The organism is Streptomyces sp. NPDC057854 (assembly GCF_042797055.1).
Classification (GTDB): domain Bacteria; phylum Actinomycetota; class Actinomycetes; order Streptomycetales; family Streptomycetaceae; genus Streptomyces.
The window spans coordinates 254,983-277,017 of record NZ_JBHVMF010000002.1; the positions used below are offsets into that span (position 1 = coordinate 254,983).

Below are 22,035 nucleotides of genomic sequence, written 5' to 3' on the forward strand. Positions count from 1 at the left end.
GCCCCCGGGCCGCGGCGCCGGCCCCTGGAAGGGGTGTGGGACCGGCGGGGGCGCGGGCCGGGGGCAGCTCGGGGAGAGAGAACGGCTACGGTCACGCAGACGGCGGCAGCAGCGGGAGCGACACCTCCGGGTCGTCCAGGCACGCGCCCGTCCGCAGGTCGAACTCCTGCTTGTGCATCGGGGAGGCCACGACGGGGACGCCGTCGCGGCGGCCCATGATGCCGTCGGCGATGACGCCGGCGCCCGAGTACGGGTCCCGGTTGCCGACCGCGTACACGGCGCCCTCCGCGTCCTTGAACAGCGCCGCCTCCGTGCCGTCCGGCAGCACCGCCGCCCGGCCCCGCCCCGGCTCCAGGAACTCCACGCCGGTCACGTGCGGCGCGAAGCGGGCCAGCGCCGCCGGGTCGTCGAGGACGGCCCGCCACTCGTCGCGGTAGGCGGCCACGTGCCGCTCCATCTGCGCCTCCAGTTCGGCGCCGATGCCCAGCGCGTCCTCGATCAGCACCTCCCGCAGATGGGCGATGCCGGCGCCGGAGCCACCGAGCCGTTCCAGCCAGGCCGAGGTGCGCTCCAGGCGCTCGCCGGTCCGCAGGTAGTACATGAGGAACCGGTCCAGCAGCGCGAAGAGTTCGGCGGCGGACAGGTCGGGGGCGAGCAGGTCGGCGTGGCGGGGGGTGGCGCCGCCGTTGCCGCAGACGTACAGGTTCCAGCCGCCGGCGGTGGCGATGACGCCGATGTCCTTGCCGCGGGCCTCGGCGCACTCGCGCAGGCAGCCGGAGACGCCGCCCTTGATCTTGTGCGGGGCGCGCAGACCCCGGTAGCGCAGCTCCAGGTCGATCGCGAGCCGCACGGAGTCGCCCTGGCCGAAGCGGCAGAAGCGGGCGCCGACGCACGACTTCACGGTGCGCAGGGACTTGCCGTACGCCTGGCCGGATTCGAGGCCGGCGGCGAGGAGGCGCCGCCAGATCGCCGGGAGGTCCTCCTTGCGGGCGCCGAAGAGGTCGATCCGCTGACCGCCGGTGATCTTGGTGTAGAGGCCGTGGTCGCGGGCCACCTCGCCGAGGGCGATGAGCTGTCCGGCGGTGATCTCGCCGCCGGGGACGCGGGGGACGACGGAGTAGGTGCCGTCCTTCTGGAGGTTGGCGAGGTAGAGGTCGTTGGAGTCCTGGAGCGCGGCCTGTTCGCCGTCCAGGACGTGCCGGAGGCCGAGTTCGGGCGCGAGGGTGCCGAGGACGTTGGCGACGACGGGCTTGCAGACGGCGCAGCCGGAGGCCACGGTGGCGTCGGGGCCGGCGCCGTACCGTTCCATCAGCTCGGTGAAGGAACGGATGCGTTCGGTGCGGATCCGGTCGTACAGCTCGGGGCGGGTCAGGTCGGGGAAGTGCTCGCACAGCCCGCGCCGCTTCTCGGCGCCGGCCGCGTCGAGGACCGCCTGGAGGGTGCCGGCGCAGCCGCCGCAGCCCGTGCCGGCCTTGGTGCAGCGCTTGACGCCGCCGAGGTCGGTGAGGCCGTGCTCGGCGATCGCGGCGCTCACCGCGCCCTTGGTGACGTTGTGGCAGGAGCAGACGACGGCGTCGTCGGGGAGCGCGGCGGCGCCGGGGAGGCCGGTGGTGCCGGCGGCGGCCGGCAGGAGGAACGCCTCGGGCGGGGCGGGCAGCGGGCGCCCCGCGTGCGGCTTCAGCGAGCCGTACGCCTCGGCGTCGCCGACGAGGATGCCGCCGAGCAGCCGCCCGTCGGGGCCGAGGAGGAGCTTCTTGTAGACGCCGTCGCGGCCGTCCGAGAAGACGATCTCGGTGGCGTCCGCGCCCTCCGCGAACGGGTCGCCGAAGGAGGCGACGTCGGCGCCCATCAGCTTCAGCTTGGTGGAGGTGTCGGCGCCGGTGAACACGGTGGTGCCGGCGCCCGCGAGCCGGTCGGCGACGGCCTCCGCCATCTGGTAGCCGGGGGCGACCAGGCCGTAGACGCGCCCGTCGGCCGTCTGCGCGCACTCGCCGACGGCGTACACGTACGGATCGGTGGTGCGGCAGTGCGGGTCGACGGCCACGCCGCCGCGGTCGCCGACCGCGAGCCCCGCCTCGCGGGCCAGCTGGTCCCGGGGGCGGACGCCGGCCGAGAAGACGACGAGGCCGGCGGGGATCCGGGTGCCGTCCGACAGGGCGAGGGCGGTGACGCGGCCGTCCGGGCCGGTCTCCACCTCGGTGGCGCCGACGCCGGTGTGCACGGCGACGCCCATCGACTCGATGGTGGCCCGCAGCGCCGCCGCGCCGCCGTCGTCCACCTGGAGCGGCATCAGCCGGGGCGCGAACTCGACGACGTGCGTGGCGAGTCCGAGGGTACGCAGCGCACCCGCGGCCTCCAGGCCGAGCAGGCCGCCGCCGATCACGACGCCGGCCGCCGCGCGTTCGGCGTACGCGGTGAGCGCGGCGACGTCGTCCAGGGTGCGGTACGTGAAGCAGCCCGGCGCGTCGGCGGCGGGGATCGGCGGCACGAACGGGTACGAGCCGGTGGCGAGCACCAGCGCGTCGTACGGGACGACGGCGCCGGACGCGGTCGTCACCGTCCTGGCGGCGGTGTCGACCTGCTCGGCCGGGTCGCCGAGGCGCAGGTCGACGCCGTGCGCGTCGAGGAAGCCGGGGGCGGGCAGGGCGAGGTCGCCGGGGGCGGTGCCGGTGAAGACGGAGGAGAGGTGGACGCGGTCGTACGCGGGCACGTCCTCCTCGGCGAGGACGGTGACCCGCCAGCCGGGCGCCGTGCCGTCGGACAGCGCGCCGCGCTCGGCCAGCGCCTCCAGGAGCCGCTGGCCGACCATGCCGTGGCCGACGAGGACGAGGGACGGGCGCGGGGAGGGGGGCATCGGGCGCTCCGGGGCTGGGGGGCCGGTCCGGTCCCGGCACCTTCGCCTTCGACCGTAGGCGCGCGGATCCGGCCGCCGGCCCCGAGAAGGGCCCGACCGCACGGGACTTGTGGCCCTCCGGCCGGGGCCGAACGGCGCGGTCCGCGCGGCGCGGCGCTCCGTAGGCTGACCCGAGGAGCCGGCGGCGCCACGACACCGCCGCCGGCACCCTTCGGCGGGACCCCGCACGGGGCCGCGGAGCAGCGGAGGTGGCCGGTGGGCGAGGTCGTGGTGGGGGTGCACGGGAGCGGGGTGGCGGGGGCGCGGGCCGTGACGGGGCGGCTCGCCGCGCAGGTGCGGCGGCTGACCGGCGTACCGGTGACCGTCGGGCACCTGGACCACCAGGCCCCGTCCCTCGCGGACGTCCTCCGGGCGCGTCCGGGCGCCGTCGTGGTGCCGCTGCTGCTGGGCGACGGGTACCACCGGTCGGTGGACCTGCCCGCGGTCGCCGCGCGGTACGGCTGCCCGGTGACGCCGGGGCTGAGCGGCGAACCGGCGGTGGCGCGGGCGCTGTACGACCGGCTGCGGGACGCGGAGCGGGCGGCGGGCGCGCCGGCGGACGCGGTCGTCGTCGCGGGCGCGGGCTCGTCGCGGCCGGGCGGCGACGGCGGGACCCTGGCGGCGGCGGAGGAGCTGCGGCGCCTGCTGCGGGTGCCGGTGTCCGTCGCGTACTGCTCGGCCTCCTCTCCGGGGCCGGCGGACGCGGTGGCACGCGCGCGTGCGGACGGTTTCCGGCGGGTGGCGGTCGCGGCGCACCTGCTGGCGCCGGGCCGGTTCAGCCGCTCCCTGGAGGAGCTGGGCGCGTACGCGGTGGCGGCGCCGCTGGCGGACCATCCGGCGGTGGCGCGGCTGGTGGCGGACCGTTACGAGGCGGCGGTGCGGCCGGAGGGCGGATCGCTCCGCGTGGCGTGAGGACCCCCGCCTGGCCCCGGCGCCACGGCTCTGCTGTGCTGGGCGCATGACGCGACCTTTCCTGCCGTTGACCGCGCGCTCCCGCGAGGAGTCGCACCGGACCGCCACGCCGCTGGAGCTGTTCTTCGACCTGTGTTTCGTGGTCGCCGTCGCCCAGGCGGGCGTGGGGCTCGTGCACGCGGTCGCGGAGGGGCACGCGGGCGAGGGTGTCGTGAGCTACGCGATGGTGTTCTTCGCGATCTGGTGGGCGTGGATGAACTTCTCCTGGTTCGCGTCGGCGTACGACAACGACGACGTGCTGTACCGGGTGGTCACGCTGGTGCAGATCGCGGGCGTGCTGATCCTGGCGGCGGGGGTGTCGCGGGCGTTCGAGGAGCACGACTTCCTGGTCGTGTACCTGGGCTATCTGGTGATGCGGGTGGCGCTGGCGTCGCAGTGGCTGCGGGCGGCGCGGCACGCGGCGTCGGCGCAGGAGCGGACGATGTGCCGCCGGTACGCGGGCGGGGTGCTGGCGGTGCAGGTGGGCTGGCTGGCGCTGCTGCTCGTGCCGGAGGGGGCGGTGCCGTGGGTCTTCCTGGTGATGGCGCTGGCGGAGCTGGCGGTGCCGGTGTTCGCGGAGAAGGACGCGCCGAGCACGTGGCATCCGCATCACATCGCGGAGCGGTACGGCCTGTTCACGATCATCGTGCTGGGCGAGTCGGTGGCGGCGGCGACGGTGGCGGTGAAGTCGGGCGTGGCGGAGAACGACGCCCTGAACGAGCTGCTGCCGATCGCGGCGGGCGGGCTGCTGATCGTGTTCGCGGCCTGGTGGGTCTACTTCGTGGTGCCGGCGCACGACCGGCTGACGGACAGCCGGCAGGGCTTCCTGTGGGGGTACGGGCACTTCCTGATCTTCATGTCGGCGGCGGCGATCGGGGCGGGCCTGGAGATCGCGGTCGAGCAGGCGGTCGGCAAGGCGCACATCGGCACCCTGGCGGCGTCGGCGTCGGTGACGATCCCGACGGCGGTGTTCCTGATGTCGGTGTGGCTCATGCACGCCCGCTACTTCAAGGTGGGGGCGGCGCAGCAGGCGGTGCTGCCGGGGGCGTCGCTGGCGATCCTGCTGTGTTCGTTCGCGGGCCGCTGGGCGGTGCTCGCGGCGGGGGTGGTGGCGGCGGTGGCGGTCGCGGTGGGAGTGACGCTGACGGCGCGGAACCCGGCGACCCGGACGGCCGCCGGGTCCTGAGGCGGGACTGCCGGGGCGGGACTGCCCGGGCGGGACTGCCGGGGCGGGACTGCCCGGGCGGGACTGCCGGGGTGGGACTGCCGGGGTGGGACTGCCGGGGCGGGGCTTCTGCGGTAGGAAGGGGACATGACAGCAGCGCGGTTCTCTCCGGACGGTCTGACGGACGTGCCCGGCATCCGGGTGGGGCACGCGCGCGTGGCGGGTCCGGGGGCGCTGTCGGGGACGACGGTGGTGCTGGCGCCGGAGGGCGGCGCGGTGGCGGCCGTCGACGTGCGCGGCGGCGGTCCGGGCACCCGGGAGACGGACGCGCTGGACCCGAGGAACGTGGTGCAGCGGATCGACGCCGTCGTGCTGACGGGCGGCAGCGCGTACGGCCTGGAGTCGGCGGCCGGGGTGATGGCCTGGCTGGAGGAGCACCGGCGCGGGGTGCGGGTGGGCCCGGATCCGACGCACGTGGTGCCGGTGGTGCCGGCGGCGTGCGTCTTCGACCTGGGCCGGGGCGGTGACTTCACGGCACGGCCGGACGCGTCGACGGGCCGGGCCGCGGTGGAGGCGGCGCACGCGTCCGGCGACCACGCGCGCGTGGCGACGGGGGCGGTGGGCGCGGGGACGGGCGCGGTCGTGGGCGGGATGCGCGGCGGCGTCGGGACGGCGAGCCTGCGGCTGGCGTCGGGGATCACGGTGGCGGCGCTGGTGGTGGTGAACGCGGTCGGCGCGGCGGTCGATCCGGCGACCGGCGTCCTGTACGGCGGCCTCTTCGAGCCTGACGGCGCGGACGGCGGCGCGGGCGGCGCGGCGGCGCGGCCGTCGCGGGCGGTGCACGAGGCGGCGGCGCGGCGGCTGGCGGAGGCCCGCGCGGCGTCGGTCCGGCCGCCGCTGAACACCACGCTGGCGGTGGTCGCGACGGACGCGGCGCTGACGCGGCCACAGGCGCAGAAGGTGGCGGGGACGGCGCACGACGGGATCGCCCGCGCGATCCGGCCGGTGCACCTGATGAACGACGGCGACACGGTCTTCGCGCTCGCCACGGGGGCCCGGGAGCTGCCGGCCGCGCCCGGGCCGCTCGCCCTGAACGAGGTCCTGGCGGCCGGCGCCGACCTGGTGACGCGGGCGATCGTCCGCGCGGTGCTGGCCGCGCCCGGGGGCCTGCGCGGCCCGGGCGGCGACTTCCCGTCGTACGGGGAGCTGTACGGCCTCCCGGACGGACCCCCGGACGGCGCTCCGCACGACCCCCCAAGCGGCCCGTAATCCCGGTAACCGCAAGGGAGTTGAAGCTTCCGCGACACCGGGAACTTCCGCCGCCGGCCCCTCGTTTTCCGTAACCCCGACCCCGTTGTCGGACCCAGGGACTACGTTAAGCAAGCACCAAGTGACATGCGGCGACGGCCTGGAGACCCTCTTGAACGATCCGCGGGATCACCTCGATCCGTACGAGACGACCGAGACGCACGTCGAGCGGCTTCTCGGCCGGGCGCTCAACTCCTTCGACCTGCCCGACACGACGGTGGAGCGCCTGGAGACGGCGCTCGCCCACTCCACCGCCCTGCACTCCTCGCACCACAGCTCCTCGCTGCACCGCTCCACCTACCGCCACACCTATCTGCTCGCCGACGGCAGCGCGCTCGTACTGTGGGAGCTCGCGCACAACGCGGGCCGGGACGGCACCGAGCAGTACGAGCTGTACGCGGAGGAGGCGGAGGCCCGGCTGGCGGCCTCCCGGCTGCCCGTCGGCCCGCTGCCGGAGTGGACGGTGGAGCGGGCGGACGGCGGCCCGCTCGGCGAGGACGACGACCTGACGGCGCTGAGCGCGCTGCTGGCCCGCCCGATACCCGCCCAGCCCCGGATGTACGTGCCGGACAACTCGGCGGACCACGCCCGCCGCGTCCTGCGCCGCGCGGAGAACGAGGACCGGCCCGGTGAGCGGACCGCCCGCCGGCTGCGGATCGCCTTCGCCCACCACATCACCCAGGTCTTCGGCCGCCACTGCCCCGTGGAGGGCGGCCGGGACGCCGGCTTCACCCTCTACGAGCACCAGTTCCTGCTGCTCGACGGCACCGAGCTGAGCCTCTGGGAGGTCGAGCACACGGCCACCCCGGACGGCCGGCACATGTGCGAGGTGTACGAGTCGGAGGCCGCGGCCCGCGGGGCGATGGAGGCCCGCTCCCGCGTCGTCTGAGCCCCGCCCCACGGCCGGCCCCCCGGCCCGGGTTCAGACCTGGGCCGGCACGCCGCCCAGCGCCCGCACCGCGAACTCCCGGTTGGCCAGGGTCTGCTCGCGGTACGGCGCGGGCAGGTCGGGCAGGGCGAGGAGCCGGTCGCAGGCGGCGAGCGAGGCCGTGGGGTCGCCGACCCAGTAGGCGGTGATCGAGTACTCGAAGAGCAGCCCCCAGCGGTACACCCACGGCTGCACGAACAGCAGGTCGTCGGCGGGCGCCGGCCGGTCGACGGCGTCCGCGAGCAGCGCGTGCGCGGTGTGGTGGCGGCCGGCCAGCCGCAGCCGCGAGGCCAGTTCGTACACCGCCTCCAGGCGTTCCGGGCGCGCCTCGCGGGCGCGGACGAGGGCGTCCTGCCCGGCCGGCCAGTCCCCCGCGTCGGCGGCCAGCACGCCAGCCTGGAGCAGCGCGTAGTACACCTCCTCGGCCCAGCCGCCCATGGCCGCGCGCCGCTCGTACAGCCCGATCGCCTCCCCGGTGCGGCCCATGTCCCGCATGGTCTGGGCGAGGTAGAAGACCGTCCGCGGATTGCCCGGGTCGCGGACCAGCTCGGCGCCGAGCAGCCGGGCGTCCCGCTCGAACTTGTCGTGCCGGGAGCCGCCGTCGGCGTGGTCCTCGACAACCAGCGCGTCCAGGTTCCGCTGCTCGTCGTCGGTGTCGGCGGTCAGGTACTCGTGGGTGACGCCCTCGTACCGCCACGGCAGGTCCGCCCGCACCAGGCGCTTGATCCGGTACTCCACCTCGCCCTCGTGGCGCAGCATGTACGCGTCGGCCGTCAGCTCCGGCAGCGGCCCGTCCTGGCGGAGCACGTGGTCGGCGTCGAGGAGCAGCAGGTACGCGTCCCGGCCCGCGGCGCCGAGCCGGGCGCGGGCGCGGGCGATGTTCCGGCTGCGGTTGTGCCCGAAGTCCACCCAGGGCTCCTCCACCAGCTCCCCCGGGATGCCCGCGAGCGCCTTCCTGACGAGGTCCTGGGTGCCGTCGGTGGAGCCGGTGTCGGAGATGACCCAGGTGTCCACGAGGTCGCGGACGGAGGCGAGGCACCGCTCGATGACCGAGGACTCGTTCTTGACGATCATGCACAAGCAGAGGGACGGCCGCATGGCAACACCACTTCTCGCGGTTCGGTCGGAGGGCGACGGTAGGCACGGCCCGGCGGGGGCCCGGCGGCGGCGCGCCGACGGGGGGCGGTGCGTTCCCTGCCCCGTACGCGTCCATTCGGCTGGTGCCGCTAGGCCAGGGCGCTGAGCGTGCGCCGGCGCCGTCAAGCCCGACCCGCCGCGATCCGATGAACCGATCAGAAGTTCATCCCTTGATCCGGTTCCGGGCGCTGGTCCCGTACGGATCCCTCCACCGGCACTCCGGCGGGCGCCGCGCGGCGCCGCGGAGGAAGGAGCACCCTCATGCGTCCTGATCCGAGACCCGGTCCCCGCTCGGTCCGCTGCCCCGGCGGCGCGTCTGGCTCGGCGGCGGCGCGCTCGCCTCGGTCGCGCTCGTCCTCGCCGGCTTCGCGCCGACCGCCTCGGCGTGGGGCGCGCCGCGGACCCCGGCCGCCGACTCGGCGTCGTCGAACCCGCTGACGGGCTGCAAGCACCGGGCCGTCCCGGGCGTGCCGGACGCCCCGGCCGCGGAGTCCCCGGGGCAGGAGGCCGCCACCGGCGACCCGCGCACGGCGTCGGTGCCGACGACCGGCTGCAAGGGCCCGACCGGGCCCACCGGACCCAGGGGCCCCAAGGGCCCGACCGGCCCGAAGGGCCCGAAGGGCAACACCGGCCCCACCGGGCCCAAGGGCCCCACCGGCCCGGCCGGCCCGAAGGGCCCCACGGGCGCGACGGGCCCCCAGGGCGCGACGGGCGCGACCGGAGCCACGGGCGCGACCGGTGCCACGGGAGCGACGGGAGCCACGGGTGCCACCGGAGCCACGGGTGCGACGGGCCCCACGGGACCGACGGGTGCGACCGGTCCCGCCGGGCCGTGCGTCGACGTCGACGCGTACAACCCCGCCGAGAGCCGCGAGGTCAAGGCCGTGCTCAGCGCCGGTACCACCTACGTCGGCATCCGGGACCTCGAACCGAACGTCACCCCGTTCGTGTGGACCGACCTCACGGACCCGGTGCTGCACCCCGGCTACCCGGCGACGGCGTGCGCCGTCTCCGTCGCCTCCCAGGCGAACAACGTCTCCGTCCAGGTGCTGACCACCGGCGGCGAGGTCTGGGAGACCCTGTGCGCCATCGATCCCGGCACGCCGGACGAGCTCGACTGCGTCGGCACCCCCACGGACGAGCTCGGGCCGTGGACCCAGCTCACCACCCCCGGCGCCCCGCCGCTGAACAACGCCGGCCGGTTCCTCGGCGCCCCGCCGAAGTGACCTGAGCGACGCCGAGGGGCGGTGCGCACGTGCGCACCGCCCCTCGCGGTCCGGCCCCTCCTGTCCAGGGGCCGGTCAGGCGGCCACGGTCACCGTCGGGTCGGCGGCCGGGGCGGTGGTCCCGGCGCCCTCCGGGGCGGTCCTCCGCAGGCTCTTCAGCAGGATCACCAGCGCCGCGCTCACCAGCACGCCCGCCACGATCGCCAGCAGGTACAGGAACGGGTTGCCGATCAGCGGGACGACGAACACGCCGCCGTGCGGGGCCCGCAGGGTGCACTCGAAGGCCATCGACAGGGCTCCGGTGACCGCGCCGCCCGCCATCGCGGCCGGGATGACCCGCAGCGGGTCGGCGGCGGCGAAGGGGATCGCGCCCTCCGTGATGAAGGAGGCGCCCAGCACCCACGCGGCCTTGCCGTTCTCCCGCTCGGTCTTCGTGAAGAGCCGGCCGCGGACGGCGGTGGCGAGCGCCATCGCGAGCGGCGGGACCATGCCGGCGGCCATCACCGCGGCCATCACCTTGAGGGAGCCCTCGTTGGGGGTGGCGAGTCCGCCGACGGCGAAGGCGTACGCCACCTTGTTCAGCGGGCCGCCGAGGTCGAAGCACATCATCAGGCCGAGGACGACGCCCAGGACGACCGCGTTGGCGCCGGAGAGGCCGGAGAGCCAGTCGGTCAGCGCGGACTGGAGCTCCGCGATCGGCTTGCCGATCACCAGGAACATCAGGAAGCCGACGGCGATCGACGACAGCAGCGGGATCACCACCACCGGCATGATGCCGCGCAGCGCGGCGGGCACCCGCACCCGCTGGACCGCCAGGACGGCGCCGCCCGCGAGGAGGCCGGCGGCGAGGCCGCCGAGGAAGCCCGCGTCGATGGTCAGCGCGATGGAGCCGCCGACGAAGCCGGGCACGAGACCGGGCCGGTCCGCCATGCCGTACGCGATGTAGCCGGCGAGGACCGGGACCAGGAAGGCGAACGCGAGCCCGCCGATCTGGAACAGCAGCGCGGCCCAGCTGTCGAGCTGCCCCCACGCGAAGTGCTCGGCGACGGACGGCGCCTTGTCGATGTCGTAGCCGCCGAGCGCGAAGCCCAGGGCGATCAGCAGACCGCCGGCGGCGACGAACGGCACCATGTAACTGACGCCGGACATCAGCCACTTGCGCAGCTTGGTGCCGTACCCCTCGGCGGGCTCCCCGGCCTTCTCCACGGGGGTGGGCGCGGCGGGGGCGGTGGTCTCGCCGCGCTCGGCCCGGCCGCGCACCTCGGCGATCAGCTCGGCGGGGCGGTTGATGCCGGCCTTGACGCCGACGTCGACGACCGCCTTCCCGGCGAACCGTTCCTTCTCCCGTACGGGCACGTCATGGGCGAAGATCACGCCGTCGGCCGCGGCGACGGCCGCCGGGTCGAGCCGGGTGAACCCGGCCGAGCCCTGGGTCTCCACGACCAGCTCGACCCCGGCCTCCCGGCCGGCCTTCTCCAGCGCCTCGGCGGCCATGTAGGTGTGCGCGATGCCGGTGGGGCAGGAGGTGACGGCGACGATCCGGAAGGGACGCGCCTCCGGGGCCGGGGTCGCGACCGGCTCCGGAGCCTCCGGCTCCGCGGGGGCCTGCGGCGGCTCCTCCCCCGCGATCAGCGCCGCCGCCTCCGCCGGGGAGGCCACGGCCCGCAGCGCGCCGGTGAAGCCCTCGTCCATCAGCTGTCGGGCGAGCGACGACAGGATCGTCAGATGGGCGTCGTCGGCGCCGGCCGGGGCGGCGATCAGGAAGATGAGGTCCGCCGGGCCGTCGGGGGCGCCGAAGTCGATGCCGGCGGCCGAGCGGCCGAACGCGAGGGTCGGCTCGGTGACGTGGGCGCTGCGGCAGTGCGGGATGCCGATGCCGCCGTCGAGGCCGGTCGGCATCTGGGCCTCGCGGGCGGCGACGTCGGCGAGGAAGCCGTCCAGGTCGGTCACCCGGCCCCGCGCGGCCATGCGCTCGGCGAGCGAGCGGGCCGCCGCCTCCTTGGTGCCGGCGGCCAGGTCGAGGTCGACCAGGTCCGCGGTGATCATGGTGCTCATCGCGGGCTCCCTTGCTCGCTGAGGACGGTGTCCAGGGGTACGTCGGAGGTGACGGTCACGGCGGCCGGGTCGAGGTCCGCCGGGGTGGGCATCTGGCTGCCGGGCAGCTGGACGGCGGCGGCGCCGTGCGCGACGGCGGCGGCCAGCGCCTCCGGTCCGTCGCCGCCCGCGGCCAGGAAGCCGGCGAGGGAGGCGTCGCCCGCGCCGACGTCGGAGCGGACGGCGGGGACGGACGCGGAGCCGAACCAGGTGCCGGCGGCGGTGACGAGGAGCTGCCCGTCGGCGCCGAGGCTGGCGAGGACCGAGCCCGCGCCCCGCTCGCGCACCTCCTCGGCGGCCTTCACGGCGTCGCCGACGGTCCGCAGCGGGCGGCCGACGGCCTCGGCGAGCTCGTCGGCGTTGGGCTTCACGACGTCCGGCCGGGCGGTGAGGGCGGCGAGCAGCGAGGGCCCCGAGGTGTCGAGGGCGATCCGGGCGCCGGCGCCGTGGGCGCGGGCGACCAGCCGGGCGTACCACTCGGGGGCGAGGCCGCGCGGGAGGCTGCCGCAGCAGGCGATCCAGGCGGCGGCCGGGGAGTGGGCGCCGACGGTGGCGAGCAGCGTCTCGGACTCCTCGGCGGTGAGTTCCGGGCCGGGCGCGTTGATCTTGGTGAGGGTGCCGTCGGGCTCGGCGAGGGCGATGTTGGAGCGGGTCTGGCCGGCCAGCGGCACCGGGGCGACCTCGATGCCCTGCCCGGCGAGGAGCTGGGCGACGAGGGCGCCGGGGGCGCCGCCGAGCGGCACGACGGCGACGGTGCGGTGGCCGGCGGCGGCGACCGCCCGGGAGACGTTGACGCCCTTGCCGCCGGGGTCGACGCGCTCGGCGGTGGCCCGCAGGACCTCGCCGCGTTCAAGGCCGGGGACCTCGTACGTGCGGTCCAGGGAGGGGTTCGGGGTGACGGTGAGGATCATGCGCGGACGACTTCCGTTCCGGCGGCCTCGATGGCCGCGGCGGTCTCGGGGGCGAGGCCGCTGTCGGTGATCAGCAGGTCGACGTCGGCGAGGGCGCCGAAGCGGGCGAAGTGCTCCTCGCCGTGCTTGGCGGAGTCGGCGAGCAGGACGACCCGGCGGGCGGAGGCGAGGACGGCCCGCTTCACGGCCGCCTCGGCGAGGTCGGGGGTGGTGAGGCCGTGGGCGGCGGAGAAGCCGTTCGCGCCGACGAAGGCGACGTCGGCGCGGATCTCGCCGTACGCGCGCAGCGCCCAGGCGTCGACGGCGGCCCGGGTGCGGTGCCGGACGCGCCCGCCGACCAGGTGCAGGTCGATGCCGGGGTGGTCGGCGAGCCGGGCGGCGGCGGGCAGCGCGTGGGTGACGACGGTCAGCGCGCTGTCGAGCGGGAAGGCAGCGGCCAGCCGGGCGACGGTCGAGCCGGCGTCGAGGACGACGCTGCCTTCGGCGGGCAGTTCGGCCAGGGCGGCGGCGACGATGCGGTCCTTCTCGTCGGCGGCCACCCCCTCGCGCTCGGCGAGGTCGGGCTCGAAGTCCAGCCGGCCGGCGGGGATGGCGCCGCCGTGCACCCGCCGGACGAGCCCGGCCCGGTCGAGGGCCTTCAGGTCGCGCCGTACGGTCTCGGCGGTGACCTGGAACTCCTCGGCGAGGGAGAGCACGTCGACCCGCCCGCTCTCACGGGCCAGCCGGAGGATCTCTTGCTGTCGCTCGGGTGCGTACATGGTGAGTCTGTGTCCGTTTCGATGCCCGAACCTGTGGTTTCAGTGTCAGGTTACGCCGGGGATTCCGCGAAGTAAACGCAGTCGGACACTGAAACGGGCACGAACGGGCATCGAGGTCCAAGGTCCCGTCGGATGTACGCCGAAGGGCCCCGGTCGGCGACCGGGGCCCTTCGGGGGCATGCGCTGGGCGCGGTGGGACTGTCTCAGGAACTGTTTCAGGAGGTGAGCGCCGGCTCCTTCTCCCCCGCCGCCTCCCCGGACGGCGACCCGGCCGCCGGGACGGCGTCGTCCGCGCCGCCCTCCAGGTGCTGCTTCGGCCGCGCCGGGAGCGCGAACATCACCAGGAAGATGGCGGTGAGGACGACCGCCGCCCAGCCGAGCGAGTTGCGGAAGGCGTCCGTGAACGCCGTCGTGATCTCCTGCGGGGCCTGCTTCAGCCGCTCCTCGTCGAAGGTGCCGAAGAAGACGACCGACACCAGGCCGAGTCCGATCGCGTTGCCCATCTGCCCGGTCATGTTGATGAGACCGGAGGCCGAGCCCGCGTGCTCCTTCGGGACCTCCGACAGCACCGCGTCGGTCAGCGGCGCCACGATCAGGCCCATGCCGAGCCCCATCACGACCAGCGCCGGGACCATCTGCCAGGACGTGATCTCCGCGCCGTACCGCCCGGCCACGAAGAAGTACAGCAGGATGCCCGCGACCATCGTCAGCGCGCCGCCCTGCAGCACCTTGCGGCCGAAGCGCGGCACCAGCAGCTGCACCGACAGGCCCGCCGCCAGGGAGACGGCGATCGAGAACGGCACCCCGGTCAGACCGGCCCGCAGCGCGCTCCAGCCGAGGCCGAGCTGCATGTACAGCGTCCACACCAGGAAGAAGATGCCGAGCACGATGCCGAACGACAGCTGCACGGCGATGCCGGCCGCGAAGGACCGCACGCGGAACAGCGCCAGCTCGATCAGCGGCGACCCGTCCTTGCGCGTCTTGTACCGCTCGTACGCCACGAGGACGCCGAACACGACCGGGCTGGACGCCATCATCAGGTGGCCCCACAGCGGCCAGTCCAGCTCGCGGCCCCGGGTCAGCGGGTAGATCAGCAGGAGCAGCGCGGCCGTCACCAGCACGACGCCGACCAGGTCGAGACGGAGCGCCTTGGGCGCCTTCGACTCGGTGATGAACGCCCGGCCGAGGAGCAGCGCCGCCACGCCCACCGGCAGGTTGATGAGGAAGATCGGCCGCCACTCCAGGCCCGCGATGTTCCACTCGGTGAGCAGCGCGCCGAGCAGCGGTCCGGAGACCGCGCCGAGACCGACGATCGCGCCGAAGAGACCGAAGACCTTGCCGCGCTCGTGCGGCGGGAAGGTGACGTGGACGATCGACAGCACCTGCGGCACCATCATCGCCGCCGCCGCACCCTGGAGGAGGCGGGAGGCCACCAGCATCTCCGGGCTGGCGGCGAAGCCGCACAGCGCGGACGCGAGGGTGAAGCCGGCCGTGCCGAGCAGGAAGAGCCGCTTGCGGCCGTAGATGTCGCCGAGCCGGCCGCCGGTGATCAGACCGGCCGCGAAGGCCAGCGCGTAGCCGGCGGTGATCCACTGGATCGCGGTGGTCGTGGTGCCGAGGTCGTGCTCGATGCTGGGGATCGCGATGTTGACGATCGTGGCGTCGACCAGGTCCATGAAGGCGGCCGTCATGACGATGGCGAGGGCGATCCAGCGTCTGCTGTCCCCCGCGGTGGTGCTGTCCGCCCCCGTGGCGGCTTCGGTCTCGTGTGCGCTCATAGGAGGACCATAGGAGTCGTATAGGCCAGCCCGCGTCCTATTTCCCCCGCATGATGGTCGGCATGACGGACACCCCGGCACGACTCCTGAATCTGCTCTCGCTCCTCCAGACCCCGCGCGAGTGGCCCGGCAGCGAGCTCGCCGAACGCCTCGCGGTCTCCTCGCGCACCATCCGCCGCGACATCGACCGGCTGCGGGACCTCGGCTATCCCGTCGAGGCGACCCGCGGCGCCGTCGGCGGCTACCGGCTCGTCGCCGGGACGGCGATGCCGCCGCTGCTCCTCGACGACGAGGAGGCCGTCGCCATCGCCGTCGGCCTCCGGGCCGGCGCCGGGCACGCCATCGAGGGCGTCGACGAGGCGTCCGTACGGGCCCTGGCCAAGCTGGAGCAGGTGCTGCCGGCGCGGCTGCGGCACCGGGTCTCCACGCTGCAGAACGCGACGCTCCCGCTGACCCGCGGCGACGGCGCGACCGTCGCGCCCTCCACCCTCACCGCCCTCGCGGGCGCGGTCACCGGCCGCGAACGGCTCCGCTTCAGCTACCGCGCGGGCGACGGGACGGAGAGCAAGCGGCTCGTCGAGCCGTACCGGCTGGTGTCGACGGGCCGGCGGTGGTACCTCGTCGCGTACGACCTCGGGCGCGAGGACTGGCGGACCTTCCGCGTCGACCGCGTCACCGACCCGCTCGCGACCGGGGCGCGCTTCACGCCGCGGGAGCTGCCGGAGGGCGACGAGGCGGCGTACCTGGCGCGGTCCATGACGCGGGCGCAGGGGGAGGTGGACCTGGACGTCGAGTTCGACGCGCCGGCGGAGTTCGTCGTCGCGCGCCTGCCCGCGCACCTGGCGCCGGTCGCGACGGGGCCGGACACGTGCCGGCTGCGGGCGCGGGTCACGGACTCCGTGGAGTGGCTCGCGATCCGCTTCGCGATCATGGACGCGCCTTTCCGCGTCCACGCGCCGACGTCCCTCCGCACGTACCTGGAAACCCTGACGACCCGCCTGACAGCCGCCCTCACCTGACGCCGCCGGCCGTTCCGGGCGTCCCGCCGTTCCGCTGTGGGCATACGTTCCGCTAGGGCTGGGGGTCCCCCCTGGACGAAGTCCTTGGGGGAGGGTGGGCACAACGGAACGGCACCGTTGCGGGTGCCTCCGCTCCCGGGCCTGGACCCGCACCGAACGGGCGCCGCACACCGGGTGCGGGTTCAGGCGCAGTAGCCTCGGCGCGGCACGCGGCGCCGTCCCGTGTGCCCACCCGTTCCGCCCTGCGGAACGCCTGCCCACACGGGGGGGCGCCGGCCGCTCTAGGCCACCGCGTCGAAGCCCGTGTCCCGCGCCATCTTCTTCAGTTCCAGCAGCGCGTGCTTCTCGATCTGGCGGATCCGCTCGCGCGTCAGCCCGTGCTCCTTGCCGACCTCCGTCAGCGTCCGCTCGCGCCCGTCCTCGATGCCGTACCGCATCCGGATGATGGACGCCGTCCGGTGGTCGAGCTTGTCGATCAGGTCGTCGAGCTCCTCGCTGCGCAGCAGCGTGAGGACGGACTGCTCCGGCGAGACCGCCGACGTGTCCTCCAGCAGGTCGCCGAACTGCGTCTCGCCCTCGTCGTCGACCGACATGTTGAGCGAGACCGGGTCGCGCGCCCAGTCCAGGACGTCCGTGATCCGCTCCGGGGTGGAGCCGAGCTCCTCCGCGACCTCCGCGGGCTCCGGCTCGCGGCCGTGCTCGCGGTTGAACTCGCGCTGGACCCGGCGGATCCGGCCCAGTTCCTCCACGAGGTGGACGGGGAGCCGGATGGTGCGGGACTGGTCGGCGATGGACCGGGTGATGGCCTGGCGGATCCACCACGTGGCGTACGTGGAGAACTTGAAGCCCTTCGCGTAGTCGAACTTCTCGACCGCGCGCACCAGGCCCGCGTTCCCCTCCTGGATCAGGTCGAGCAGGGGCAGGCCGCTGCGCGGGTACCGGCGGGCGACCGCGACGACGAGCCGCAGGTTGGACTTGATGAAGAGGTCCTTGGCACGCTCGCCCTCGGCGGCCAGCGCCTCGAGCTCCTCGCGGGTCGCCCCGCCCGCCTCGGTGTCCTCCACCTCGCCGTCGAGGATCTGCTGGGCGTAGACGCCCGCCTCGATGGTCTGGGAGAGCTCGACCTCCTTGGCGGCGTCGAGCAGGGGCGTGCGCGCGATCTCGTCGAGGTACATGCCGACCAGGTCGCGGTCGGCGATCTCCCCGCCCACGGCGCGAACGCTGCTGGCCCGGCTGTCCCCGCTCTTGGCGGCGGACTGACGACGGGCGACGGCACGGGTTGCCATGCGTGCTCCCTTGCTGAGTAGGTCGCGACACCCTTGCGGGTGCCCTGCATCCGACGGAAACAACGACCGGAATCGGGACAGAATTCCCAGGAGACTCAGGATTTTCGCGATCATGCAGTATCCTGCGCGGCCACCGCCCCGCCCGCCGGTCCGCCGCCGGCACGGATCCGCAGGTCAGAGCCCCCGGTACGGCCCCCCGGCCGTTCTCCGACCACACTGTCGGTGAGACGGCCGTCACACGACCGGACCGACCCCGGCCACCTTCTCGCCTCTGGCCTTCGAGTCTCCGGCCTTCGAGTCTCCGGCCTTCGAGTCTCCGGCCTTCGAGCCTTCGCGCCTTCTCGCCTTCCCGCCTTCTCTCCCTCTACGACGCCGGAACGTCCCGCGGAGTTGCCTCCCGGGCAAACCCCCGGCCATCGGCCGAGGCCCGGCTCCGCCCCCCGCTGTAGGTCCCCAGCCCGTTACGCGCCCCCGGACCCGCGGCCTACCGTCCCGGCCATGGACACCACCGGCATCCTCGACGAGGCCCTCGAACGGCTCCACACCACCGGACCCGAGCGGAACGGCTGGCTCACCAACCACGCGCCGATGGCCGTGGAGGCGCTGGCCCGGCACGGGCACGCCGCCGCCGTGCACCGCTGGCTCGACGCGTACGCCCCGAAGCTGGAGGACGCGCCCGCCCCGCACACCCCGGTCACCGCCGGGAACTGGCGCGAGGCGCTGGGCGATCCGGCCCGCATCACCGACTGGACCCGCCACTTCGCCCGCGAGCTGGCCGACCGGCCGTGGCGGGAGGTGCTGGCGGAGTGGTGGCCCCGGCTGCTGCCCGGCATCGCGGGCGGCGCCACCCACCCGGTGATCCGCACCGGGCACGCCGTACGGACCCTGCTGGCGCCCGGCGGGGAGACGGAACCCCGGCGGGCGGAGCTGGCGCACGCGCTCGGCTACTGGGCGGCGCGCCACCAGCCGCTGCCGCCGCTCACCGCGCTGGCCGCCGCGCCGGACGCCGCTGCCGCGCTCGCCGCCGTACCGCCCGTCCCGGAGCAGGAGGGCGGGATCCGGCAGCGGCTCGCGCAGCTCACCGCCTTCCCCGCGTGGGGCGCGGAGACGGAGCCGGAGGCGGCGCGGGAGCGGCTGGCCGAGCTGGTGACGGCGGCCGTGCACCGGTACGCGACGCACGGGCACGGCGAACCGATCATGCTGGTGCACGCGGCGACCGCGCCCAACGCGGTGCTGCGGACCCTGCCGGCGCTCCCCCGCGCCCTGTGGGCGCCGAGCCTGGCGGCGGCCTGGGCGGCGTCGGCGGCGGTGACGGCCGCGTACACGCCCCGGGAGGCCGCTCCGTACGCGCCGGCCGGCCTCACGGCGGAGGAGGTCTTCGCGCGGGCGGCGGCGCACGGCGACGACCACACGATCAAGTTCGCGGACACGGCGCTGGACGTCGGCGGCCCGCTCGCCCTGGCCGCCGCCGTCCGCTCGGTGGAACTGAACCCGCCGGTCTTCTGAGGACGGCCGGCGGGGGACGGTCAGCCGAACTGGACGGACCGCTTCGCAAGCCCCATCCAGAAGCCGTCGATGACCGACCGTCCGGCGTCGAGGTCGCCGGCCGCGTCCGCCGCGCCCAGGGCGACGAAGAGCGGCGCGAAGTGCTCCGTACGGGGGTGGGCGAGGCGTCCGGCCGGGGACTTGTGCGCGAAGTCGAGCAGGGCGTCCACGTCGTGGGCGGCGAGGGCCTCGCTCCCCCACGCGTCGAACTCGGCCGACCAGCCCGGCACGCCGCCGCCAGGGTGCCGGAGGGCGGCGAGGTTGTGGGTGAAGAAGCCGCTGCCGACGATGAGCACGCCCTCGTCGCGCAGCGGGGCCAGCTTGCGGCCGACGTCCATGAGCCGGCGCGGGTCCAGGGTCGGCAGGGAGATCTGGAGGACGGGGACGTCCGCGTCCGGGTACATCTCGACGAGCGGCACGTACGCGCCGTGGTCGAGGCCCCGGTCGGGGATGTCCTGGACGGGCGTGCCGGGCCCGCGCAGCAGCTTGCGGACGGACTCGGCGAGCGCGGGCGCGCCGGGGGCGGCGTACCGCACGGTGTAGTAGTGCTCCGGGAAGCCCCAGAAGTCGTAGACCAGGGGGACGGTCTCGGTGGCGCCGAGCGCCAGCGGGGCCTCCTCCCAGTGGGCGGAGACCATGAGGATCGCCGTGGGGCGGGGCAGGCCGGCGGACCAGGCGGCGAGTTCGCCGGGCCAGACGGGGTCGTCGGCGAGCGGGGGCGCGCCGTGGGAGAGGTAGAGCGCGGGCATCCGCGCGTCGAGGGCGGCGTCCATGGCGGGCCTCCGTTCCTGAGCCGGGTCACCCGGTGAGGGGGCGAACGGTCATGGGGCGAACGCTTGAAGTTTCAAGCTCTATGGATGCAGCGTAAACCTACATAGTTCAACTTTCAAGAACGGGTCGTACGATGGACCGCATGGGTGCCACCGAAGACAGGACCGGACCGCGCTGGCTCAGCGACGACGAACAGCGCGTCTGGCGCTCGTACCTCCACGCCACCACGCTCCTGGAGGACCACCTCGACCGCCAGTTGCAGCGGGACGCGGGCATGCCGCACGTCTACTACGGCCTGCTGGTCCAGCTCTCCCAGGCCCCGCGCCGGCGGCTCCGCATGACCGAGCTCGCCAGGAGCGCCAAGATCACCCGTTCCCGCCTCTCGCACGCCGTCGCCCGCCTGGAGAAGAACGGCTGGGTGCGGCGCGAGGACTGCCCGTCCGACAAGCGCGGCCAGTTCGCCCAGCTCACGGACGAGGGCATGGAGGTGCTGCGGCGCACCGCGCCCGGGCACGTGGCGGCGGTGCGGCAGGCGATGTTCGACCGGCTCAGCCCCGAGCAGGTCGCGCAGCTCGGCGCCATCATGCGCGTCATGGCGGAGGGCCTGGAGCCGGCGGGCCCGGACGCGGACCTGCCCTGGCTCCGCTGAGCGGAACCAGGGCAGGCGGCCGGGGGAAGGGGGTGCGGGAGGTCAGTGCGCGATGACCGGCACCTTCAGCTCGTCGTCGGCGCCGTCGCCGGAGCCGGCGACCACGCCCGTGTCCGGCTTCCCGGTGGTGATCAGCACGGCGGCGATCGCCGCGGACACGGCCAGGATGCCGACCGCCCACCAGATCGCGGCGGTGTAGCCCTCGACCATGCCCTGGAGCTGGAGCAGCTTCTGGGCGGCCGGGGTGGTCGCGCCGGCCGCGTGGTCGGTGAGGTACGCGGTCGTCGCGGAGGCGGCGATCGTGTTCAGCAGGGCCGTACCGATGGCGCCGCCGACCTGCTGCGAGGTGTTGACCATCGCGGAGGCCACACCGGCGTCCTTCGCTTCCACGCCGTGCGTCGCCAGCGACATGGCCGGCATGAACGCCGTACCCATGCCGAGGCCCAGCAGCAGCTGCGCGGGCAGGATCAGACCGGCGTACGAGCTGCCGACCTCCAGCTGCGTCAGCAGCAGCATGCCGACCGCGGCGGTCAGGAAGCCGGGGGCCATGAGCAGCCGCGGCGGGACCCGGGTCATCAGCCGCGTACCGATCTGCGTCGAGCCGATGATCATGCCCGCGATCATGGGCAGGAACGCGAAGCCTGTCATGACCGGCGAGTAGCCCTTCACGACCTGGAGGTAGTAGGTCAGGAAGAGGAAGAGGCCGAACATCGCGATGACGGCGAGGCCGAGCGAGAGGTAGACGCCGCCGCGGTTGCGGTCGGTGAGGACGCGCAGCGGCAGCAGCGGGTTCCGGACCTTCGCCTCGACCAGCACGAACGCGCCGAGCAGCACCACCGAGCCGACGAACATGCCGATCGTGCCGGTGTCGCTCCAGCCCTCGGACTCGGCGCGGGTGAAGCCGTACACGAGCGCGACCAGGCCCAGGGTGGACAGGATCACGCCGGGGATGTCGAGCGCGGAGCGGTTCCGGCCGCCGGCCGGCTCGCGGACCACCAGGTACGCGCCGACGGCGGCGACGACGGCGAACGGGATGTTGACGAAGAAGGTCCAGCGCCAGTTCAGGTACTCGGTGAGGACACCGCCGAGGATCAGGCCCACGGCGCCGCCGCCGCCGGCGATCGCACCGTAGATGCCGAACGCCTTCGCGCGCTCCTTGGCGTCGGTGAACGTCACCGCGAGCAGCGACAGCGCGGCGGGCGCGAGCAGCGCGCCGAAGGCGCCCTGGAGGGCGCGGGCCCCGAGCATCATGGCCTCGCCGGTCGCGGCACCGCCGAGGGCGGACGCGGCGGCGAAGCCGATCAGACCGACGACGAAGGCGCGCTTGCGGCCCCAGAGGTCGGCGATCCGGCCGCCGAAGAGCAGCAGTCCGCCGAAGGCGAGGGCGTAGGCGGTGATGACCCACTGCCGGTTGCCGTCCGATATGCCGAGGTCCTGCTGGGCGGAGGGGAGGGCGATGTTCACGATGGTCGCGTCGAGCACGACCATCAGCTGGGCGAGGGCGATGAAGACGAGCGCCTTCCAGCGGCCGGGGTCGGGCTGGAGGCCGGCCGTCGACCGGGCGGTCTCGGCGGTTTCGGGCATGGGGGTAGCCACCTCTTGGTGCGTAAGCGAAG

General features: G+C 74.9%; 17 protein-coding genes. 8 read left to right on the forward strand and 9 right to left on the reverse strand.

What is annotated here, in order from left to right; genetic code table 11:
• Window positions 1-91: 91 nt before the first annotated feature.
• Window positions 92-2,854, reverse strand: a complete 2,763-nt coding sequence (gene nirB, locus ACFVQZ_RS05470; protein ID WP_383619855.1) for a nitrite reductase large subunit NirB — start codon at window positions 2,852-2,854, stop codon at window positions 92-94.
• 255 nt (window positions 2,855-3,109) lie between these two features.
• Between nirB and ACFVQZ_RS05475 the strand changes: the two genes are divergently transcribed.
• From ACFVQZ_RS05475 to ACFVQZ_RS05490, 4 genes are all read left to right on the forward strand, one after another.
• Window positions 3,110-3,805 (forward strand): sirohydrochlorin chelatase, encoded by a 696-nt coding sequence (locus ACFVQZ_RS05475; RefSeq protein WP_383619857.1) that lies wholly within the window; start codon window positions 3,110-3,112, stop codon window positions 3,803-3,805.
• 46 nt (window positions 3,806-3,851) lie between these two features.
• Entirely contained in the window at window positions 3,852-5,030 is a 1,179-nt protein-coding gene (locus ACFVQZ_RS05480; RefSeq protein WP_383619859.1) for a low temperature requirement protein A, read from the forward strand.
• A gap of 126 nt (window positions 5,031-5,156) precedes the next feature.
• Window positions 5,157-6,278, forward strand: a complete 1,122-nt coding sequence (locus tag ACFVQZ_RS05485) for a P1 family peptidase (RefSeq protein ID WP_383619861.1) — start codon at window positions 5,157-5,159, stop codon at window positions 6,276-6,278.
• 151 nt (window positions 6,279-6,429) lie between these two features.
• Window positions 6,430-7,206 carry a DUF6227 family protein gene (locus tag ACFVQZ_RS05490; RefSeq protein ID WP_383619863.1) on the forward strand — a complete coding sequence of 259 codons (777 nt, stop codon included), beginning with the start codon at window positions 6,430-6,432 and terminating at the stop codon, window positions 7,204-7,206.
• A 33-nt stretch (window positions 7,207-7,239) separates the two neighbouring features.
• Here ACFVQZ_RS05490 and ACFVQZ_RS05495 read toward each other — a convergent pair whose 3' ends face one another.
• Complete coding sequence (locus ACFVQZ_RS05495) at window positions 7,240-8,319, reverse strand: glycosyltransferase (protein ID WP_383619864.1); 1,080 nt, start codon at window positions 8,317-8,319, stop codon at window positions 7,240-7,242.
• A gap of 530 nt (window positions 8,320-8,849) precedes the next feature.
• On the opposite strand from ACFVQZ_RS05495, the gene ACFVQZ_RS05500 reads away from it, so the two are divergent.
• On the forward strand, window positions 8,850-9,608 hold the full coding sequence (locus ACFVQZ_RS05500) for a hypothetical protein (RefSeq protein ID WP_383619866.1): 759 nt from the start codon (window positions 8,850-8,852) through the stop codon (window positions 9,606-9,608).
• A 75-nt stretch (window positions 9,609-9,683) separates the two neighbouring features.
• Here the strand turns inward: ACFVQZ_RS05500 and ACFVQZ_RS05505 are convergent, their stop codons facing one another.
• From ACFVQZ_RS05505 to ACFVQZ_RS05520, 4 genes are all read right to left on the reverse strand, one after another.
• Window positions 9,684-11,663: a fructose-specific PTS transporter subunit EIIC gene (locus ACFVQZ_RS05505; RefSeq protein WP_383619868.1), complete on the reverse strand. Its 1,980-nt coding sequence runs from the start codon at window positions 11,661-11,663 to the stop codon at window positions 9,684-9,686.
• Window positions 11,660-12,613, reverse strand: a complete 954-nt coding sequence (pfkB, locus tag ACFVQZ_RS05510; protein WP_030494774.1) for a 1-phosphofructokinase — start codon at window positions 12,611-12,613, stop codon at window positions 11,660-11,662. The genes ACFVQZ_RS05505 and pfkB overlap by 4 nt, the downstream gene beginning before the upstream one ends.
• Window positions 12,610-13,371, reverse strand: a complete 762-nt coding sequence (locus tag ACFVQZ_RS05515) for a DeoR/GlpR family DNA-binding transcription regulator (RefSeq protein WP_383619870.1) — start codon at window positions 13,369-13,371, stop codon at window positions 12,610-12,612. Before ACFVQZ_RS05515 ends, pfkB begins: the two co-directional genes overlap by 4 nt.
• Before the next feature lie 215 nt (window positions 13,372-13,586).
• On the reverse strand, window positions 13,587-15,149 hold the full coding sequence (locus ACFVQZ_RS05520; RefSeq protein WP_030494776.1) for an MFS transporter: 1,563 nt from the start codon (window positions 15,147-15,149) through the stop codon (window positions 13,587-13,589).
• Window positions 15,150-15,211: 62 nt separating this feature from the next.
• Here ACFVQZ_RS05520 and ACFVQZ_RS05525 point away from each other — a divergent pair, with 62 nt between their 5' ends.
• Window positions 15,212-16,168 carry a helix-turn-helix transcriptional regulator gene (locus ACFVQZ_RS05525; protein WP_383619872.1) on the forward strand — a complete coding sequence of 319 codons (957 nt, stop codon included), beginning with the start codon at window positions 15,212-15,214 and terminating at the stop codon, window positions 16,166-16,168.
• Between the two features lie 281 nt (window positions 16,169-16,449).
• On the opposite strand, the gene ACFVQZ_RS05530 is transcribed toward ACFVQZ_RS05525, so the two are convergent.
• Entirely contained in the window at window positions 16,450-17,454 is a 1,005-nt protein-coding gene (locus ACFVQZ_RS05530; RefSeq protein ID WP_030494778.1) for a sigma-70 family RNA polymerase sigma factor, read from the reverse strand.
• A 498-nt stretch (window positions 17,455-17,952) separates the two neighbouring features.
• Here ACFVQZ_RS05530 and ACFVQZ_RS05535 point away from each other — a divergent pair, with 498 nt between their 5' ends.
• A complete protein-coding gene (locus ACFVQZ_RS05535) occupies window positions 17,953-18,960 on the forward strand; it encodes a questin oxidase family protein (RefSeq protein ID WP_383619875.1) in 1,008 nt (335 codons plus the stop codon).
• A 20-nt stretch (window positions 18,961-18,980) separates the two neighbouring features.
• On the opposite strand, the gene ACFVQZ_RS05540 is transcribed toward ACFVQZ_RS05535, so the two are convergent.
• A complete protein-coding gene (locus ACFVQZ_RS05540; protein ID WP_030494780.1) occupies window positions 18,981-19,772 on the reverse strand; it encodes a class III extradiol ring-cleavage dioxygenase in 792 nt (263 codons plus the stop codon).
• 140 nt (window positions 19,773-19,912) lie between these two features.
• On the opposite strand from ACFVQZ_RS05540, the gene ACFVQZ_RS05545 reads away from it, so the two are divergent.
• Complete coding sequence (locus tag ACFVQZ_RS05545; RefSeq protein ID WP_107645435.1) at window positions 19,913-20,419, forward strand: MarR family transcriptional regulator; 507 nt, start codon at window positions 19,913-19,915, stop codon at window positions 20,417-20,419.
• 42 nt (window positions 20,420-20,461) lie between these two features.
• On the opposite strand, the gene ACFVQZ_RS05550 is transcribed toward ACFVQZ_RS05545, so the two are convergent.
• On the reverse strand, window positions 20,462-22,003 hold the full coding sequence (locus ACFVQZ_RS05550; protein WP_383619877.1) for an MFS transporter: 1,542 nt from the start codon (window positions 22,001-22,003) through the stop codon (window positions 20,462-20,464).
• Window positions 22,004-22,035 lie beyond the last annotated feature (32 nt).

Bases quoted from the DNA above. Each gene is read 5' to 3' on its own strand.
- ACFVQZ_RS05550 (WP_383619877.1), bottom strand. From the start codon at position 22,003: ATGCCCGAAACCGCCGAGACCGCCCGGTCGACGGCCGGCCTCCAGCCC.
- ACFVQZ_RS05540 (WP_030494780.1), bottom strand. From the start codon at position 19,772: ATGGACGCCGCCCTCGACGCGCGGATGCCCGCGCTCTACCTCTCCCAC.
- pfkB (WP_030494774.1), bottom strand. From the start codon at position 12,613: ATGATCCTCACCGTCACCCCGAACCCCTCCCTGGACCGCACGTACGAG.
- ACFVQZ_RS05505 (WP_383619868.1), bottom strand. From the start codon at position 11,663: ATGAGCACCATGATCACCGCGGACCTGGTCGACCTCGACCTGGCCGCC.
- ACFVQZ_RS05545 (WP_107645435.1), top strand. From the start codon at position 19,913: ATGGGTGCCACCGAAGACAGGACCGGACCGCGCTGGCTCAGCGACGAC.
- ACFVQZ_RS05495 (WP_383619864.1), bottom strand. From the start codon at position 8,319: ATGATCGTCAAGAACGAGTCCTCGGTCATCGAGCGGTGCCTCGCCTCC.
- ACFVQZ_RS05520 (WP_030494776.1), bottom strand. From the start codon at position 15,149: ATGAGCGCACACGAGACCGAAGCCGCCACGGGGGCGGACAGCACCACC.
- ACFVQZ_RS05535 (WP_383619875.1), top strand. From the start codon at position 17,953: ATGGACACCACCGGCATCCTCGACGAGGCCCTCGAACGGCTCCACACC.
- nirB (WP_383619855.1), bottom strand. From the start codon at position 2,854: ATGCCCCCCTCCCCGCGCCCGTCCCTCGTCCTCGTCGGCCACGGCATG.
- ACFVQZ_RS05515 (WP_383619870.1), bottom strand. From the start codon at position 13,371: ATGTACGCACCCGAGCGACAGCAAGAGATCCTCCGGCTGGCCCGTGAG.
- ACFVQZ_RS05530 (WP_030494778.1), bottom strand. From the start codon at position 17,454: ATGGCAACCCGTGCCGTCGCCCGTCGTCAGTCCGCCGCCAAGAGCGGG.
- ACFVQZ_RS05525 (WP_383619872.1), top strand. From the start codon at position 15,212: ATGACGGACACCCCGGCACGACTCCTGAATCTGCTCTCGCTCCTCCAG.
- ACFVQZ_RS05485 (WP_383619861.1), top strand. From the start codon at position 5,157: ATGACAGCAGCGCGGTTCTCTCCGGACGGTCTGACGGACGTGCCCGGC.
- ACFVQZ_RS05480 (WP_383619859.1), top strand. From the start codon at position 3,852: ATGACGCGACCTTTCCTGCCGTTGACCGCGCGCTCCCGCGAGGAGTCG.